This is a genomic window from Pseudarthrobacter sp. Hb11 (genome assembly GCF_059383655.1).
The window spans coordinates 14,589-32,031 of sequence record NZ_JBWZCM010000008.1; the positions used below are offsets into that span (position 1 = coordinate 14,589).

19 protein-coding genes are annotated in these 17,443 nt (G+C 65.7%); 7 read left to right on the top strand and 12 right to left on the bottom strand.

The window, feature by feature from the left end; all coding sequences use genetic code 11:
* Window positions 1-23: 23 nt before the first annotated feature.
* The 4 genes from AC50X7_RS12430 to AC50X7_RS12445 all read right to left on the bottom strand — a co-directional run bounded on the left by AC50X7_RS12430 (window position 24) and on the right by AC50X7_RS12445 (window position 6,845).
* On the bottom strand, window positions 24-2,006 hold the full coding sequence (locus tag AC50X7_RS12430; RefSeq protein WP_494979278.1) for an APC family permease: 1,983 nt from the start codon (window positions 2,004-2,006) through the stop codon (window positions 24-26).
* Between the two features lie 186 nt (window positions 2,007-2,192).
* Entirely contained in the window at window positions 2,193-2,864 is a 672-nt protein-coding gene (locus tag AC50X7_RS12435; RefSeq protein WP_494979279.1) for a response regulator, read from the bottom strand.
* The gene (locus AC50X7_RS12440) at window positions 2,842-5,409 is read right to left on the bottom strand and encodes a DUF4118 domain-containing protein (protein ID WP_494979280.1); all 2,568 of its coding nucleotides are present in this window, start codon (window positions 5,407-5,409) and stop codon (window positions 2,842-2,844) included. Before AC50X7_RS12440 ends, AC50X7_RS12435 begins: the two co-directional genes overlap by 23 nt.
* A 305-nt stretch (window positions 5,410-5,714) precedes the next feature.
* Complete coding sequence (locus AC50X7_RS12445) at window positions 5,715-6,845, bottom strand: vanadium-dependent haloperoxidase (RefSeq protein WP_494979281.1); 1,131 nt, start codon at window positions 6,843-6,845, stop codon at window positions 5,715-5,717.
* Window positions 6,846-6,900: 55 nt separating this feature from the next.
* Between AC50X7_RS12445 and AC50X7_RS12450 the strand changes: the two genes are divergently transcribed.
* From AC50X7_RS12450 to AC50X7_RS12470, 5 genes are all read left to right on the top strand, one after another.
* Window positions 6,901-7,074, top strand: a complete 174-nt coding sequence (locus AC50X7_RS12450; RefSeq protein WP_494979282.1) for a hypothetical protein — start codon at window positions 6,901-6,903, stop codon at window positions 7,072-7,074.
* A 350-nt stretch (window positions 7,075-7,424) separates the two neighbouring features.
* Window positions 7,425-7,913 (top strand): HAD domain-containing protein, encoded by a 489-nt coding sequence (locus AC50X7_RS12455; RefSeq protein WP_494979283.1) that lies wholly within the window; start codon window positions 7,425-7,427, stop codon window positions 7,911-7,913.
* 127 nt (window positions 7,914-8,040) lie between these two features.
* Window positions 8,041-8,538 carry a DUF2975 domain-containing protein gene (locus AC50X7_RS12460; RefSeq protein ID WP_494979284.1) on the top strand — a complete coding sequence of 166 codons (498 nt, stop codon included), beginning with the start codon at window positions 8,041-8,043 and terminating at the stop codon, window positions 8,536-8,538.
* Entirely contained in the window at window positions 8,538-8,774 is a 237-nt protein-coding gene (locus AC50X7_RS12465) for a helix-turn-helix domain-containing protein (RefSeq protein WP_307094109.1), read from the top strand. The genes AC50X7_RS12460 and AC50X7_RS12465 overlap by 1 nt, the downstream gene beginning before the upstream one ends.
* On the top strand, window positions 8,771-8,938 hold the full coding sequence (locus tag AC50X7_RS12470) for a hypothetical protein (protein ID WP_494979285.1): 168 nt from the start codon (window positions 8,771-8,773) through the stop codon (window positions 8,936-8,938). Before AC50X7_RS12465 ends, AC50X7_RS12470 begins: the two co-directional genes overlap by 4 nt.
* A gap of 10 nt (window positions 8,939-8,948) precedes the next feature.
* Here AC50X7_RS12470 and AC50X7_RS12475 read toward each other — a convergent pair whose 3' ends face one another.
* The 7 genes from AC50X7_RS12475 to AC50X7_RS12505 form a co-directional block, all read right to left on the bottom strand.
* Window positions 8,949-9,959: a DUF808 domain-containing protein gene (locus AC50X7_RS12475; protein WP_494979286.1), complete on the bottom strand. Its 1,011-nt coding sequence runs from the start codon at window positions 9,957-9,959 to the stop codon at window positions 8,949-8,951.
* A 162-nt stretch (window positions 9,960-10,121) separates the two neighbouring features.
* Window positions 10,122-10,496, bottom strand: coding sequence for a DUF7793 family protein (locus AC50X7_RS12480; RefSeq protein WP_494979287.1), 375 nt, complete (start codon window positions 10,494-10,496; stop codon window positions 10,122-10,124).
* 19 nt (window positions 10,497-10,515) lie between these two features.
* Complete coding sequence (locus AC50X7_RS12485) at window positions 10,516-11,022, bottom strand: hypothetical protein (protein ID WP_494979288.1); 507 nt, start codon at window positions 11,020-11,022, stop codon at window positions 10,516-10,518.
* On the bottom strand, window positions 11,019-12,302 hold the full coding sequence (locus tag AC50X7_RS12490; RefSeq protein WP_494979289.1) for a serine/threonine-protein kinase: 1,284 nt from the start codon (window positions 12,300-12,302) through the stop codon (window positions 11,019-11,021). The genes AC50X7_RS12485 and AC50X7_RS12490 overlap by 4 nt, the downstream gene beginning before the upstream one ends.
* Before the next feature lie 60 nt (window positions 12,303-12,362).
* Entirely contained in the window at window positions 12,363-12,503 is a 141-nt protein-coding gene (locus AC50X7_RS12495; protein WP_494979290.1) for a hypothetical protein, read from the bottom strand.
* Between the two features lie 28 nt (window positions 12,504-12,531).
* Window positions 12,532-12,732 carry a DUF2795 domain-containing protein gene (locus AC50X7_RS12500; RefSeq protein ID WP_494979291.1) on the bottom strand — a complete coding sequence of 67 codons (201 nt, stop codon included), beginning with the start codon at window positions 12,730-12,732 and terminating at the stop codon, window positions 12,532-12,534.
* 152 nt (window positions 12,733-12,884) lie between these two features.
* Window positions 12,885-13,265: a DUF7793 family protein gene (locus AC50X7_RS12505; protein WP_494979292.1), complete on the bottom strand. Its 381-nt coding sequence runs from the start codon at window positions 13,263-13,265 to the stop codon at window positions 12,885-12,887.
* 376 nt (window positions 13,266-13,641) lie between these two features.
* Here AC50X7_RS12505 and AC50X7_RS12510 point away from each other — a divergent pair, with 376 nt between their 5' ends.
* Window positions 13,642-14,961, top strand: coding sequence for a BTAD domain-containing putative transcriptional regulator (locus AC50X7_RS12510; protein WP_494979293.1), 1,320 nt, complete (start codon window positions 13,642-13,644; stop codon window positions 14,959-14,961).
* A 15-nt stretch (window positions 14,962-14,976) separates the two neighbouring features.
* On the top strand, window positions 14,977-15,993 hold the full coding sequence (locus tag AC50X7_RS12515; protein ID WP_494979294.1) for a serine hydrolase: 1,017 nt from the start codon (window positions 14,977-14,979) through the stop codon (window positions 15,991-15,993).
* A 158-nt stretch (window positions 15,994-16,151) separates the two neighbouring features.
* Here AC50X7_RS12515 and AC50X7_RS12520 read toward each other — a convergent pair whose 3' ends face one another.
* The gene (locus AC50X7_RS12520; RefSeq protein ID WP_494979295.1) at window positions 16,152-17,126 is read right to left on the bottom strand and encodes a hypothetical protein; all 975 of its coding nucleotides are present in this window, start codon (window positions 17,124-17,126) and stop codon (window positions 16,152-16,154) included.
* Between the last annotated feature and the right edge of the window lie 317 nt (window positions 17,127-17,443).

Below are 17,443 nucleotides of genomic sequence, written 5' to 3' on the forward strand. Positions count from 1 at the left end.
CGGCGGGACCTCCTTGTGGATGCTCATCCCACGTGGATGCCGGGGCGCCGGTCCGGGTCCGGTTCGTTCTCGCGAATGATTTCCCGGACCACCGGGGCGGTATCGCCGCGGCCCAGGAGCAGGTACCGCATCAGGTGGGCCAGGGGGTTGCCTTCGGACCATTCAAAGTACGCGTGCGGCCGGACTCCGGTGGCGTCGCGCAGGGCCAGGAGGATCGCGGCGATGGCATTGGGAGCGGCCGGGCTCTGGGCCCGCAGGACCCGGTGGCCGTCAACTTCCACGCCGTGGACCGCCAGGGTGTCGCTGAACTCGGAGGGATCGCTGACGTCGATTTCGAGGAAGATGACGTCCGCGGTGCCGGGGACAGGGTTGTTCTGCCGCTGGACCGCTTCCTTGTCCGCGTATTCCGCGCCGTCGCGGGCCTGGGGCCGGTTGGCGATGAGGTTGATCCGGCCGTCGTACGCCAGGGTGTCGCTGATGAAGCGGCGCGCGTCGTCGTCGAACTCTATTCTGTCTACCCGCAGCTCGGTGGTGCGGCTGACACGGGAGACGAGGGAGACGGCCACGATGCCCAGGATGAAGAACGCAGAGATGGTGATGCCGTCCGGCTTTTCGATCACGTTCGCGGCCAGCGCGTAGAGCATCACCACCGTCAGCACCGTGAAGCCGATGGACGCTCTGCGCTGCCTCTTGCGGAGGGCGGAAATGGTGACGGCGATGGCGCCGGAGACCATCATCGCCAGGATCCCGGTGGCGTAGGCGCCGGCCTGGGCGTTGACGTCGGCGTTGAAGCCGATGGTGATCAGGACGCTGATGGCCGTGTAGACGAGCACCACCGGGCGGACGGCGCGGGACCAGTCCGGGGCCATGCCGTAGGAGGGGAGGTAGCGGGGGACGATGTTGATCAGGCCGGCCATGGCGGAGGCACCGGCGAACCAGAGGATCAGGATGCTGCTGATGTCGTAGACGGAGCCGAAGCCGTTGCCGAGGTGTTCGTGGGCCAGGTACGCCAGGGCGCGGCCGTTGGCTTCGCCGCCGGTTTCGAACTCCTCGGCGGGGATCAGGACGGTGGTGACGAAGCTGCTGCCAAGCAGGTAGACGCTCATGATGAGTGCCGCCGTCGTTAGCAGTTTGCGGGTGTTTTTGATCCGGCTGGCCAGCTTTTCCCCGGGGGTGCTGCCTTTGGAGGCGACCAGGGGCATCATGCTGACGCCGGTTTCGAAGCCGGACAGGCCCAGGACCAGCAGGGGGAAGGCGATCAGGGCGGGCCCGATGATCCCGCTGAAGCCGCCGCCCGAGGATGTCAAGGCATCGGTCCAGCCCGTCAACGCGCCGGGGGTGGTGAAAACGTCGACCATCCCGGTTCCGATGATGATGGCGTTCATCAGCAGGAAGACCGCCACGAGGGGGATCGCGACGGCGACGGCCTCGGAGAAGCCCAGCAGGAACACCCCGCCCAGGATCAGGAGCAGGACCACGGTGATCGCGACGGCCTGCCCCTCCAGGAAGGACGGCAGGTAGGGGTTCTCAAGCAGGTGAACCGCCGCATCCGCCGCGGAGAGGGTGATGGTGATGATCCAGGAGGTGGCGACGAAGCCGAGCAGGATCAGCACAAAGACCTTGCCGCGCCAGAAGGGCAGGAGCCGCTCGAGCATCGCCACGGAGCCCTGGCCGTGCGGGCTTTCCTTGGCCACCCGCCGGTACATGGGCAGCATCCCGAGCAGTGTCAGCGCCACGATCAGCAGCGTGGCGAGCGGGGAGAGTGCGCCGGCCGCCAGGGCGGCGATGCCGGGCAGGTAGGACAGGGTGGAGAAGTAGTCCACCCCGGTAAGGCACATGACCTTCCACCAGCTCTGCTGCGTGGCGTGGCTTTCGCTTGCCTCCGGGCCAACGGGCTGGTGCACGCGGTGTTCCAGCAGCCACCTGACCAGCGGGCTGCCGGGTGCAGCTTCCCGTTCAGGGTTGGGAACGGTGGCAGGAAGGGAGAAGTGGGCGGAAGCCGTCAAGGACGTGTCTTTCTGTACTGCCTGCGGCGGCACAAACCGGCCCCGTTTCAGGCGCGGCGCTGTGCTGATAACCACCGGAGCGTAGCACCGGCCCGAGCCCGTCAAAGCGGCAATTCCGGGGATCTTAATGCTTTCTTAATGCCCTCCTGCGAGCGCCGCATGGGCCCCGCTGAGGGGTCTGGGCACCTACTCCTGGAAGCGGTAACCGAGGCCTGTTTCGGTCAGCAGATGCCGGGGATTGGCCGGATCGGTTTCAAGCTTCCGCCGCAGCTGTGCCAGGTAGACGCGCAGGTACGCGGTCTCGGTGGTGTAGGCCGGTCCCCATACCTGGGTGAGGATCTCTTCGTGGGTGACCAGGGCGCCGGTGTTCCTGGCCAGCAGTTCCAGGATGTTCCATTCGGTGGGGGTCAGGCGGACCGCCACGCCCCGGCGGGTCACCTGCTTGGTGGCGAGGTTGACGGTGAAGCCGGTGGTTTCAATGACGGGAGCGTCCCCGGGGGATCCGCGGCGCAGGGCTGCGCGGAGCCTGGCCATGAGTTCGTCCATGCCAAAGGGCTTGGTCACGTAGTCGTCCGCGCCTGCGTCCAGTGCCTGGATCTTGTCGTCGGAACCGTGCCGGGCGGACAGGACCACGATGGGGACTGTGTTCCAGCGCCGGAGCCGGCGGATCACTTCGACGCCGTCCAGGTCCGGAAGGCCCAGGTCCAGGATGATGACGTCCACGGGGTGCTCCGCTGCCTGCTCCAGTGCGTTCTGACCGGTGAAGGCGGTGACCGTGGAGTAGCCCCTGGCGTTCAGGTTGATCTGCAACGCACGGAGGATCTGGACCTCGTCATCAACGATCAGCACTGCTGCCATGGCGTCCTCTCACATCAGGTTCCGGCGCTACGCCCGTGGAGAGCGGCAGCCGGACCACCATGGTCAGGCCCCCGCCGGGAGTGGGCTCAGCCAGGAGTACCCCGCCCATGGCTTCGGTGAACCCCTTCGCCACGGCAAGGCCAAGTCCGATCCCCGTCCCGGGTGTGGTGTCATCGGCGCGTTGGAAGGGCCGGAACATCGCCAAGACCTTCTCCGGCGGTATGCCGGAGCCGTGATCAACAATGCTGAGCTCACTGGCGGGAACGTCACCAATTCTTGCACTGCCGGCGCCGCCCACGGCGCCGGCAATTACGACGTCGGACTCGGGGGCGTACTTCAGCGCGTTCTCCACGAGGTTGGCGATGACCCGTTCCAGCATCCCGGGGTCGGCATCGACCGGCGGCATGTTGTCCGGGAGCAGCACCCGGAGCCGCTCGGACGCGGTGCCGCGCAGGGCTTCGCCAACCACGTCGGTCCAGTAGACCGGGCGCAAAAGCGGCGCGACGGCGTCGGCCGTTATTCGAGACATGTCCAGGAGGTTGCTGACCAGTCGGTCCAGCCTGTCGGCGCCGTGCTCTATGGTGGCCAGCAGCTCTTCCTGCTCCGCCGGCCCGAAGGCGATGGACCTGTCCCGCAGGCTGCTGGACGCGAGCTTGATCCCGGCCAGGGGAGTGCGCAGGTCGTGGGACACGGCCCGCAGGATAGAGGTCCGCACGGTGTTGCCTTCGGCCAGGCGCAGGTTTTCCCGCTGGCTCGCGGAGAGCTCTTCGCGCTGGACCATGGCCAGCAGGTGCGAACCGAAGGCCGCCAGCAGCCGCCGTTCGTCCTGGGAGAGTTCCTTCCCGCTCAGCGTGAGCATCCGGTCCCCGTCGAGCTGCTCCACCGTGTCTGCCTCGGTGGCAACGCCCACCGGGCGGCGCTCGCCGGAAAACTCCTGAAGTTCCCAACTGACTGTCCTGCCGGGTCCGGACTCATACCTCGTCCACAGTCCTGCTCCCGTCGCCTGGAAGTGCTCCCGCACCTGGTCCAGGAACGCCGGAATACTGTTTCCTTCGGCCACGGCCCGCCGGCTCAGTTCGCCCAGGACGGCGGCCTCGGCGCCGGCGATGTGTGCTTCCTTGCTGAGCTTGGCGGACCGGTCCACCACCAGCGACACCGCCACGGCCACCAGGACGAAGATCAGCAATGCCAGGACGTTTTCCGGGTCGATTACGGACAACGACCCCACCGGCCGGACGCTGTAGTAATTCACGATCAACCCAGCGACGACGGCGGCGGCGACTGCGGGCCACAGCCCGCCGAGCAGCGCCACACCAACGATTCCCGTCAGGTGCACCAGCATGTCAGTGGAGAGCTGGTCGTGGGGGAGGAGGTCCAGGAGGAACTGCAGGAACGGGGGCAGGGCCACTGCCAGGACAAACGCCGGGATCTCCCGACGGCGGCCAAGCCTGGGCGGTGTTCTGCCCTGGCGGCCGGGAGAGCCGGAGAAGTGGTTGATGAGGTGGACGTCGATGCTGCCTGCGTCCCGCATGACGGCGGCTGCCACCGTCCGGCGACGGTTGAACAGCGGCCGGCGGGTGGGCGAGCCGATGATGATCTGCGTGGCGTTGATGCTCCTGGCGAAATCCACCAGCGTGGGACCCACGTCCTGCCCGCCAACGGAGTGGAAGACCCCGCCCAGCTCAGCGGTGAGCCTGCGGAGCAGTTCCAGGTCCTTGCCTGACTCCGGGCCGCGTCCGTCCGTGCTGGCGCGGACGTGGACCACATGGAGCTCGCCGCCTGCGGCAGCGGTCAGCATTCTGGCAGCACGGCGGATCAGAGCGTGGTCCTGCGCCCTGCCGTCCACTCCGACGACGATTTTCTCCCTGGCAGGCCAGCCGTCCCGGATCCTCGCCGGGTCCCGGTAGTCCAGCAAGCCGGCGTCGACCCGCTCGGCCAGCCACAACAATGCAAGCTCCCGCAGGGCGGCAAGCGTGCCGGTGCGGAAATCACCGGCCAGGGCGGCGTCGGCCTCCTCCCGGGTGCCGTAGATCTTCCCGTCCGCCAGCCGCTGGCGCAGCAACTCAGGGGAGGCGTCAATCAACTCGATCTGGTCCGCGCGCCGAACAACAGAGTCCGGGACAGTATTTGCTTCCTCGACGCCGGTGACCCGCCGAACGGCGTCCGACAGTGACTCCACGTTCCGGATGTCCAGGGTGGAGATGACGTCCATGCCTGCCTGCAGCAGCTCCTCGATTTGCTTCCACCGGCCGCCACGCTCGCCCACGGCAGCGTAGTCATCAACCAGAACGAGGCCGGGGTGCCGGGCGATCAGTGCTGGCACATCCACGTCGGCCTGCTCGTTGGGGCCGTCCGGACGACGCTTCGGGCACAGTTCCAGGCTGTCCAGCAGCTCCGCAGTATCGGCCCGCCCGCGCAGGGAGACCGCGCCGACTACGACGTCGAGGCCCTCACCGGCCAGCCGTCTGCCTTCTTCGAGCATCGCAAACGTCTTGCCCGCCCCGGGCGCAGCCCCCAACAGGATGCGCAGATTACCTCGTGCCATGGCTCTATTCTTCCCCCGGTGGCGCGCCACTCTGCTCCGGTGCCGGGTAACAGGCTGAGCGGAGCCTCCGCGCGGTTTCACAACGCGGAGGCTCCTGGCGCTGACACCCTTGGGGGGACGGTGCAACGCCTGAAGGAAATCTACCTCACCAAATGTTGTGTCCTGCTCGTCTTTGCAGCAAAGTGTCCTAGTTTTGATCGGTCCTTGAGGTTCAGTTACCGACGTCAGATTCAGATTTCCCCGACCGATCCCTACCGCAAATGAACCAAATCAGTGGGGGACATGATCGGGTCAGTCGCAGGACCCTACGACTGACATGGCGCCGGCTGGAAGTAGTGACCGCTGAGCCACAGCGCCACCCCGTTGCCGATCTCGGCGCCCTGTACGGCGGCGGTGCGGAAGTGGATGCCGCCCCAGACACGAGCATCAACGATCTCCTGTATCGCCGCTGAGAATCCGTCGAAGTGCCGTGGCTCGCCCGGGAAGCGACCGGAGTTCACGTCGAAGGCGACCTCGTCCGTGCCGAAGAACTCCTGCGCCGCATAGAGAGTGGCACCGCTGACGCACCCGTGACCCGCCGGGTGGTCCGGGAACGGCGGTGTGCCGAGCGGCGGGACGGTCGCTGTCGATGGATCGAAGAGCGATTTCCAAGTCCGATCGGCCTCCGTCTCCGGATTGTCGTCGGTGTCAGCTTCGCGAATCGCCGCCATCGGACGCCAGAAGTTCCAGTAGTACTTGTCGTTCCAGCACGCGACCGCACCATCAGCGGCGGTGAGGTTCGTCATCGCGAAGAGCCGGGCCGCGTCGGCCAGGTCGAGTCCGTGCTCCACGGCGAGGCTGCGGAACACGCCGTTCCAGAGTGCCACCGGTGTGGCTTGCCAGAAGATGGCCGCAGTGGTCTGGTCGTCGGTTCGAGTGGTACTCGCGAGCGCACCGATCTCCTTGACCTCGTTGAAGTCCGCTGTGTACTCGGCGCTCCTCAGCGGGTTGGGACCCTCCGAGCGGAATTGGTCGGGACTCTCGATGATGAACGGTTGGAGATTGGCCACCCAGGCGTCCGGGTCGAGCGCATCGGGCGCGACGGGCCGCCAATCGCCGGGGTCGGGTCCGATGTCGAACTCGAACGGGGCCATGAACCCGTCACCGGTGCGCGCGAGGATCATCGCCGCCGCGGCGGCCTCACCGGCGGCGACGCCTTCGTCCTTGTTTGGGCCGTCGGTGACGCCCGCGAGCGTTGCTTTGTACGCAGCGTCGAGGCCAGCTACTTGGTCCGACGGGACCAGAGTGACGAGCACGTGGTGTGCCGCGGTCGAGATCGCCGCATCGAACGATGCCTCCGGCCCGACGCCGACCGAGTCGCCGTCGAGCAGATACGGCTGGTACCCGCGGTCGATGGCGTTCACTGCGTCGTACACCGCGCCTTGAACCATCGCCATGCCGCGGAGCTGGCCGTGAGCTGTGGGACGCAGTGGGATCACGTGGCCTTGGGCGATGGTGCTCCACTCGATGAGGACGTCCGTGTTCGACGGCGCCGCGTTCCGAGCGTTCGAGGCGCCGGCGCTCGACACTCCCGGTACAACGAGTGCGGCGGTCAGTACCGGGATCAAGCAGAGCGCCCACCGTCTGCGCGCACCGTTCCTCGAAGTCCGCGATGGTGGCCTGTGATGATCGTAAGCGTTGCTGTTCGTCATGTCGTCGGTCCTCCAGTCATCACGGAGCCATGTTCAAGCGAACCCGACGGAGCCGACATCTCATAGGTGCCCGACACCGGCGGCACGCGACCGCCCGAGGTCGGCGCGATGCGCAGTCGGTGCGGTTACTCTAAGGGTGAGCCTCCGCCGGCGCGTTGTCCAGAGGAACCTTGTCCGGCTGCCTGGGGGGTCGCGGGTCAGGCCTGGGCCACACTCTCAGGAACTATCGGGTGAACGGGGTGCGGGACCGTGCCTACTCTCGCGCGGCGCCCTGTTCAACCGGACCCCTACCGCCCTGCCGATGAACAGGCTATGGTCGCGTCCATGAAGCCGATTATCCTTCTCGACGTCAACGGCGTACTGAACCCGAAGCTCCAACCAGGCACCAGCCCCGATGCTCCGGACCCTCAGCTTTCAGATGCCAAGGTTGCCCTGGTGCGGCGGCTCGCAACCAAAGGGAGGATCGCCTGGGTCTCAACGTCGCCTCCGGACTTTATAGACCGTCTTGAAGCGCAGCTGGAACTCGACGTGGAACCACTTCGCGTGACGATAACTCCGCAGCCCGACGACGGCGATGATCCCACGCCCAAGCTGGGGTCGGTAACCAGGTGGCTGGGCTCGATGGAGGACGCGGGCGAAGCAGACTGGGACTCCGTGGTGTGGGTCGATGATGCACTCGGGCCCGACGTGCACGAGTGGGCCCACCACCACAACCAACCCGTCCTGCTGGAAAAGCCGGACCCTAAGGAGGGTCTGACCGAGGCCCATGTCGTGGCGGTTCAGGTCTTCATAGATGACCCAGGGGGCCGGTAAGCAGACCCCGACGCTGATCTTCCCGGGCGGAGGACGAGGTTTCGCTGTTCAAAGTGCTGCACGCTGTGTGACTCAGCGCGATGTGGCGCATATTGACTTTCGATAGAAACACCAAGAATATGGGTCTATGTCTATTGTTAGTCGATTGGTACTCCCGCTTAGGGTCCTGCTGGTAATGGTGTTCCTTGGGCTGCTGGTCGCCCAGGTCATGTCGTTCCCGGGTGAGTTTCTCTTCACAACAGAGGAGGGGCCACGGATGGACCCTTGGCGATGGCCGATGTTGCTGTTCTGGGAATTCGAAGCCCTGTGCCTGCAGGTGGTGATCGTGTGCATTTGGCGGCTGTTGACCCTGGTCCAGCGTGACCGGATCTTCACCGTGGACTCGCTGCGGTGGGTGGACGCGATCGTGTGGGCATTCGTCGTCGCGTGGCTGCTGCTGGCGGTCATGGCCGGTTCCCTTGTCGCGTACATCTACTTCACCCCCGAGTTGCGCGACCCCGGTACTCCTGCGGTACTGATCGGCATCACGCTGATCGGTGCGGTGCTGGTTCTGCTGATCGTGGTGATGCGGGATCTGCTGCGGCAGGCGACGTCGCTGAGGACCGACATGGAAGGGGTGATTTGATGGCGATCGTGGTGCGCATCGACGTACAGCTGGCCAAGCGCAAGATGAGTGTTGGAGAATTCGCCGAGCGGGTGGGGATTACCCCGGCCAACGTGGCGGTGCTGAAGAACGGCCGGGCCAAAGCCGTCCGCTTCAGCACCCTGGATGCCATGTGCCGGGTCTTGGAATGCCAGGCCGGGGATCTACTCGAATGGGTGGACGACGGCGATGCCGGCGACTTGACGGGCAAGCCGTGAAGTGGCTGGTTTCACTCCTCGTCGTGACGCTGGGAGTAGCCATCTTCGTGCTCGGCGGTGCCGACGATTCCCCGGGGTTGCAGGGCATCGGGGCGGTGCTTGTGGCCGCCGCGGCCGCGCTCGGCATCCGGTCCAGTCTGCGCCGTGAACGGCACAAACGCTGACAGCCGGGACTCAGCCTTTTGAGGATGGCCGATCGCCGGCGGCTGCGGCGCGGACGTCACCCTCTTTGTGCCCGCCCTTCTTTTTGCCGAACGGCAGCGCTTTCAGCAGCGGGTGCACAACGGCCATGACGACGAGGCCCCAGGCGAGCCCGATGACAGCCGAGCACAGGGTGTTCACAAGCCAGGCCAGGAAGCCACCCACTACCGCGATCCCGGCGAAGGGGTGCTCGAGGACATGGACGAAGTCATACGGCGCGTGCCAGCCGAGGTCGTGTGTTCCCTGCAGCATGATGTGCCCGCCAACCCACAGCATGGCGATGGTCCCGATGAAGGTTATGGCGGCCAGCACGGCGGGCATCCCCTTGACCAGCAGTTCGCCGAAGCGCTTGGCGCCCGCGGAATCTTTAGCGGCCAGGTGCAGGCCGATGTCGTCCATCTTGACGATGAGTCCGACGGCACCGTACACGAGCACCGTGATCACGAGGGCCACGACGACCAGGATGAGCGCCCGGGCCCACAGGGACTCGGCGGCCACCTCGTTCATCGAGATGACCATGATTTCGCAGGACAGGATGAAATCGGTGGTGATGGCGCCCTTGATGACCTTGGACTCCGCCGCCGGACCCCGCTCCACCGCCGGGGAATCTTCTTCAGCGGTGTGGTGGCCGCGGAGCTTGTGCCAGACCTTCTCCGCGCCCTCGTAGCAGAGGTAGGTGCCGCCCAGCATGAGGATGAACGGGATGGCCCAGGGGATAAAGGCGCTGACGAGCAATAGCGCCGGCAGGATGATCAACAGTTTGTTCCGGAGCGAGCCCCAGAAGATCTTCTTGATCATCGGCAGTTCGCGCGACGGGTCCGCGCCCGATACGTACTGCGGGGTCACGGCAGCGTCGTCGATCACCACGCCGGCCGCCTTGGCTCCCGCCTTGGCGGCTCCGGCAGCAACGTCGTCCACCGAGGCGGCAGCTATCCGGGCGAGGGCTGCGACGTCGTCCAGCAGGGCGACGAGACCGCCGCTCACAGGTCGCTCCCGTACTGCTCCAGGGCGGACGGCTGGGCGTGGAAGCCTCGGTCGAGGCGTGTGATCGGCATATTTTGAGTATATGCGGGCGGGCACTCCGTTGACGGGTTTGGCGCTGTCTGCAGGGTGTACGGAAGATGACTTTCGCGGCCCCCACCGGGTTCAGGGCAGGGGAGTGGGGCCTTCCAGAAGCCAGTCCACGGCCTCGGTTTTGCTTGTGAAGAAGCGGGTGGGGCACGGATGGCTGTGCGGGCCGCGGAAGGTGGCAATGACGCGGTCCACGGCATTGGACCCGAGCAGGGCGATCCGCGAAGCCCCACTGGGTTCCGAGAAGACGGATCGCGCCTCGTGGCTGACGGTATCCAGGTTGCTCATCTCCACCAGGAGGGGCCTGGCTTTGCTGCGGCAGGCGTCGTTGACCTTCGCGACGGCGGCCCTGATGTCCGCTTCGCCCAGGCTGGCCTTGGGTCTCCAGCGCAGATGGAGGATGCCATCCGGGCGGAGCTCCAATGTGCCCTTGCCACCGTTGATGAGCATGGTCTCCATTTGGCGCCGCTCAACCACTCTTGTTCCGCTTCTTTTCAGCCTCTTTCTGCGCCTCTTCGCGCTGCTTTTCCGCTTCCTTCTGGGCGTCCTCGCGCTGTTCCTCGGCGTCCTTTGCCGCGTCTTCCGCCTGCTCCCTCTGGTCTTCGGCCACCTGCGGATCAGTCGCCGGGGCCGGGGCGGGGGCCGGGGCTGGGGCTGGGGGTGCCGGGGCCAGGGTTGCTTCCAGTTCACTCCTGATGGTGCCGATGGCGGCCTCGATCCTGCTTTGGCGCTGCTGCGACATCCGGCCCTGCCCGGCAGCCGTTGCCACCTCCTGGCTTAGCTGGTCAAGCTCGGCCTGCGCCCCGGCAAAGTCCTGCTGCGCGGCCAGCTGTTTTGCCTCCGCCACCCGGGTTTGCAGTTGTGCGGCCACGCCGCCGTCCAGGTCGGGCTGGCCGGAGCAGGACGTCAGAAGCGAAATGCCAAGGCCGGCGGCCACCGCACCGGTCAGCAGTCTTTGCAAGGGAGTGCGGTTCATGGCGTGACGCTTTCTTCCAGTTCCTTGAAGTGTTCGCCCAGCTGCCCGGGGATGGCCGGCCCGGGCGTTACCACCGGGGCGGGTGCCGGCCGCTGCACCGTGGTCAGCAGCACGGCCAGGAGGATAATCACGACGGCGGCCACCCCGGCCATGATCCGCAGCCGGCGGTTCCCGAGCCGGCCCAGTTTCTCCCACGGACGCTGCCGTGCCGGCGCCGGCTGTATGGAGGCCGGCGAGCGTGACGGCATCTGCGGCGCGGGCTGCCAGGACGTGGCGTTGGTTGCCTGACCCTCCGGCAGCGCAGGGAGCCGGGCGCCCTGCTGCGCCGGGCCGCCGGAGCGGGGTACCTCGACGGAACCCGCGTCCAGAATCCGGGTGGCAGGGTGGGATGCCACCGGCGCAGTCTCCGTCTCCGGCGTTTCGTCCGCAAGCAGGGACCAGCCGACGGCGGTGCCCAACGTGGCTGCGACGCCCGCCGCGTCGGGCCGGTCCTGCGGGTTCCGGGCTGTCATGGCGGCAAGCAGCGACTGCCACTGCGGACCCAACGTGTCAGGAAGGTGGGGACCGCGGGAGAGCCGTGCGACGGCGGCCTCCAGCGCGGGCCCTGGGAATGCCACCGTCCCGGTGAGGGCCTCGAGCAGCACCAGGCCCAGGGAGTAAATGTCCGACGGTGGCCCTACCTTGTCTCCGCTGGCCTGTTCCGGGCTCAAGTAGGCCGCTGTCCCGGGGACCATGTTGGTTGCGGTGACCCGTGCGCCGTCGAGCATTCGCGCGATGCCGAAGTCAGCAAGCTTGGGCCGCAGAGGTGAATCAGCCGCGTAGCGGGTGAGGAGAATGTTGGCCGGCTTCACGTCGCGGTGCACCACGCCGCGGTGATGGATGTACTGCAGCGCCTCCGCCAGTTCGGCTCCCAGCCGTGCCCCTTCAGCACCGGTCAGCGGTCCGGCTGTAAGATGCCGGCGAAGATCGGTTCCCGCAACAAGCTCCATCACCAGGAAAGGCACTTCCCGCTGGCCGCGCAGCAGTGTTCCGGTGTCGAAGAGCGTGACCAGGCCGTGGTGGTTCAGCTGCGCCAGCATGCGGGCCTCTGCCTGCTGCCTGGCCAGTTCGTCGGCGCCGGTGATGTCGTCGCGGAAGATCTTCAGCGCCACCTCCCGGTCCAGGACCAGGTCCGTTCCGCGGTAGACGCTTCCCATGCCGCCGTGGCCGAGCACCTCGCCGACCCTGTAGCGCTCACGCAGGATGGTTCCGGCCAGGCCGGTCTCCGTCTCTTCGGTCATGGTTGCTGCCTTCCGTCAGCACCACTCTAGCCATCCCGGGTCAACCGGTCAGGTACGGGCTCATTGCTTTACCCAACCCCATGCCACGGTTGCGGCGAACAGCACCAGGCCGATGAAGGCCAGCCACAGCAGGCCCTCGATGATGAAGCCCAGGATCGATAGAACAAGCCAAATGACAAGCAGTGTGATGAGTAGTCCCATTGCGGGTACCTGTTTCGGGTCAGACCTGCTAGGAGTTACTGTCGGAAACCGCTGAGCTGACGGCGGTTGGGCTGTCATACTCCTGGTCCGGAATGGCTTCAAGGGCCTGGATGACGTTGCTGTCAGCACCGGAGTCCTTTGCGTTGGACAACAAGGCTTCACGGCTTGCGGGATAGTCCACCCCGCCGAGGAACTTTTGAATCTGGATGGGGTTCGGGGTATCGGCCATCGTGCCAGTTTCCTTTCTGCTTTCGGCTCTCATTTCTGCACTCTTGCCCGGGAGGAGAGGCCGCGGAGATGTTCATCCTAGGCCGGTACGTTGCAGAAAAGAAGGTGCTGTTTCCTGCCCTGGATCGGTCCGGCTGAGCGAAAAGCGTGCTGCTAGGGGAGCGCAGGATCGTCGATCAGCCAGGCCATCGCCTCGTCCTTGGAAGTAAAAAACCGCGTCGGGTGGTGAGGATTGTGACGTGCGATGTAGAAGCTGGCTATGGCTTCGTCTACGGGAGAGGCGCCCACAATCGCCGCCCGGGCCAGCGGCCAGCGGGAAGCGAAGGTTTCCTGGGCGCGCCGGTCAATCCACTTCATGCCGGTTAGTTCGACCAGCAGGGGGAGGGTCCGCCCTGCACTGAGGGCAGCCGCGCGTTGCATCAGTGCTATAGCGTCGCTTTCCCTGACTACGGCACCCGGCGTCCACTTCAAGCACAGGATCTCCCCGGAAAGCTCGACGGTTCCGGTGACTCCTTCATGCCCTTCATCTTCCATGGCGTCTCCTCAATCCGGTCATGCCGGTGATATCCACAAGAATGGGCCGGATGCGAGCATTCTTTCACTCGGGCCTGCGCAGCCGGTACAAGGCGTGGTCCACGCGCTGCAAGCGTGCTACCTGGGTTTTCCCAACGTCTGAATCCTATTCTCGATCTGCGGCCGTTTCACCAGCGAAAACGCGCCCGGCCACCTGCTTTTCCCCCGCAGGGCTGCCGGCCCTGTGTCGAATGACAATCCGCGTACCGGCTAAGAAACCAAGTACTCGGCGGAAACTGGCCAGTGAAGAAGCGAGTACCCACCACTGTGGTTCGCCTGATTCCCCGTCGCTTCAATGGGATCTATCGCAGGAACGAACTACTTGGGGGAAGCTTTCGTGATTACTTTGGAACTGGCTAACGACACTGTCCGTGCAGGCCTCGCTGTTGACGCACCGCCGCAGGCGCCGGCGCTCCAGATCTCGGTTTTCGGCCCGTTGACCATTCGCCGCGGTGACATCGAGCTGAGCGCAGGCGACCTTGGCGGGCCCAAGCCCCGCCAGGTACTCGAAATTCTGCTGATGAATTTCGGTGCACCAGTATCGAAGACCCGGCTTATGGATTTGCTGTGGCATGGCAATCCCCCGGTGGTTGCACTGCCTACCCTTGAAAGCTATGTCAGTGTCCTGCGGCGCAGGCTTCAGCCAGGTGCCGGGCGGACAGGTCCCTTGCGGACGGTCACCGGCGGTTACGCGATAGACCGCTCGCTGGTGGACCTGGATCTGGACCGGTTCGATACGCTTACCAGGCTGGCAGGCCAGGCCGGGCCCCGCGAGGCGTTGACCCTGCTGACCGAGGCACTTGACCTGGCTTCCGGACCGCTGCTGGGTGACGAGCTGTTGCCGGCTTGGGCAGAGGAGGAGCGGGCTACCCATGCAGCGCGGCTGGCCCTCGCCCGCGTCGCGGCTGCTGAAGCCGCGCTCGCCGTGGGTGAAACGGGCATGGCGATTGCCCTGGGCGGTGCAGCGGTAAAGGAAGATCCGCTCAACGAACGCGCATGGACGGCCCTGATCGTTGGGCTTGAGCGGAACGGCGAGAACACGGAAGCCCTGCGGGCGTTCGACCGCTGCCGCAGGATCCTCGATGAGGAATTGGGCTGCACCCCGGGTCCGGCCTTGAAAAAGGCGCAGGCCAGGCTCCTGATGAGCACAGCGGCCACAGCTGCACCCGCAGCCGTCCGTAACAACCTTTCCGTGGTCACGGGAAGCACTGCCAACGCAGCCAGCAAGCAGGACACGGATCGCCTGCAAATCCTGATCGTTGATGACCACACAACGTTTTCCGACCTGCTGGCCGGGGCACTGGACCGCGAGCCGGACCTGCACAGCGTAGGAGTGGCAAAGTCTGTGGCATCCGCCGTGACCACGTTCCGCGAGCTGCGGCCCGACGTCGTGATTTTGGACCTCTATCTTCCGGACGGCTCCGGACTCGACGCTGCCGAGCGCATCCTCTCCGAAGCGCCGGAAACCCGGATTGTTATGCTGACCGGGAATCCGTCGCAGGAGGCGCTATGTGAGGCCGCCCGCATCGGGATTTGCGGTTTCCTCCCCAAGGACGGCTCCCTCGGAATCGTGCTGGACACCCTGAGGCACGCCCACGTGGGCAACATGATCGTGAACTCGTCCCTGGTGGCGAGGTGGGGCGCCACCGCCGCGTGACCCGGTGACGCCGAGATGAACCTTTTCCGCGGTGCGGACCCCGCAGCGATCCGGCACCTCAGGCTGGGCTGGCACACCTCCCGGCGGGCGCGCTTCCTTGCCGCGCTGGCCGTCGCGGTCCTGGGAACAACCACTTTCGCACCATCGCCCCCGCAATTCCCCACCGCTCTGGCCGCCCCGGCTACGCCGGCTGCCCAGAATAAAACACTTCCGTCGCCGGCCGCCCGGAATGAAACACGTCCATCGCGGGCCCCGGTGGCGACGGCAAAGGCAGCCGTGCCAGTTTCGCCGCCCGCGCCAACGGTTCCTGCGCCAGCGGTTTCCGCCGTGCCGGGCCTCCAAACAGATGCCGCCAAACTCGAGGGCGAGATCAACGGCATTATCGGGGCCAACAGCGCGTATCAGCTGGGGGTGGCCCTGATCGATACCGCAGACGGCGCCGTTTACCAGTATGGGGTCCGGGAAAAATTCGTGGCAGCCAGCACGGGGAAGGTACTGGCTGCGGCCGCGTACTACCACTTTGCCGAAACCGGCCAGCTATCCCTGGCAGCCCCACTCGGCGGCGGGACCGCCGCGTTCCAGATCCAGCTAATGATCCAGCAAAGCAACAACGAGTCCTGGGCGCTGATCATTGGAGCCATTGGATACCAGCGGATCCATGATTACGCAGCATCAATCGGGATCGCCTACGACAGGACCTTCAACACCCTTTCCCCGGCAGAAACGGCCAGGACACTGGGCCTCCTCTACAACGGAGAGCTGATCAGCGGGGAACACACCGCCCAGTTGCTCTCCTACATGCAGCACACCAACTACGAAACGCTGATTCCCGCCGCTGTCCCGCCGGGCATCACTGTGTTCCATAAGTACGGGCTGCTGAACGGGAACCTGCACGACGCGAGCATCCTGGTCCGGAACGGCCACGCGTACGTTTTTGTGGTGTACACCCTGGGCACGGGTATGGCCGACATACCCGCACGCGCTGCGGTCATCCATCAACTCACCCACGCCGTTGTGTCCGGCCTGTTCTAAGCTAATCCCTCCTTGCAAGGGCCCGCCTTGCGATGCCGCGCTGGAGTAGCGCCGAGGTCCCGTTGATTGGGCCCTCGCGCCCACTGAACTTCAGGAACCTGCGCTGCGCACATTCCGCTCCGACGCCCACATGCCGGGTGCGTCAGGGAATATGCGTGTCAGGGCGGAGTTTGCGCGTCGGTGACCGCAGAACGCGTACGACGGCGGGGCACACCCGCCGCAGCCAACATGCGTTCCAGCGTCCCGGCCTCCATGAGGTCCGCCCAATCCCACCGCACCACATTGATTCCCATGGCGCGGATTCGGTTTTCGCGCTTCTTTTCCATCACGACGGCTTGCGACGCGGTCCTGCCCTTCAGGTACTCGGGCTTGACGTACTTCTCCTCGCCATCAAATTCACCAACAACTTTGGACCGCTTCCAATAGAAGTCCATGTAGCCCACCAAGCCGGCGGCGTCGGAAATCTGGTGTTGGAGGACCGGGGCTTCGAAGCCGGCCAGATGAATCAGGGCCCGGCTCAAGGACTCCCCGGCCGAGCCGGAGGCGGGATCCGCAAACGCTATGGCCGCCCGGATCCTCCGCCCGGCAGCAGCGCCATAGATTGAACCGATGCCGGCCTCCAGTTCAGCCTTGGTGACGGCAGGCAGCCGCCGGGCCCTGTCCGGCCGAAGCACGTGGTCCAGCGGTGCTACAGCTTGGGTGAAGGGAATGAAAGCCGCAAGGTCCAGGACAGTTCGGATGCGGTCGGTGACGAGGATGCCCTCCCGCCGGACCAAGCTAAGACCCGCTGGCGCGGCGAAGTGGCGGCTGACTCCGGCACGTGACCGGCCGCCGTCGTTCTTCAATGTGAGCGCCTCCACCGGATGGTGCAGTCCAATCGTTGGTATACCCCACACGCTTGCGGCCGAGCGCCGCGCGAAGACCGTGGGCTTCTCGAACGTTTCCGCGGCTGCCTGGACGCGGAGCCGGTACTGCTCCCAGGGATTCAGTGCCCGCCAGGCCACCCCGTCTGTGTAGACGCCGTGCCGGATGCGGACCAGGGCGCCGGCCGTCACCCGCTTGGCGAGCTCATTTGGGGTCAGCCCGTGCAGGTTGCGGTCGCGGGACAAGAGGAGCGGCGGAAGGTCTGGCATGTATTGAATCTGGCAGCCTCGGATCACCGACGGGAGGGGCGTGTACCGCTATGTGGAGAAGTGCTGGTGACGCGTGTGTTCCGTTCCGACCCGCAGATTCCCTGGCGCACCTGGAATATGGGCTGCGGAGGGGTAGGTGCGCGTCGAAATGGAATTCGCGCGTCAATAAGAAAGTACGACGGCGGCGCTCACCTCGTGCGGGAGGTGATGGGGCGTTGCGGAAAAGGCTGCCGGAAGGGATGGGGCGTCGCAGGGGAGGGGGTGGGCGCTTGACGGTCCCGAACGCTTCCGCATATCCTGAACGAACGGTCGGTAAA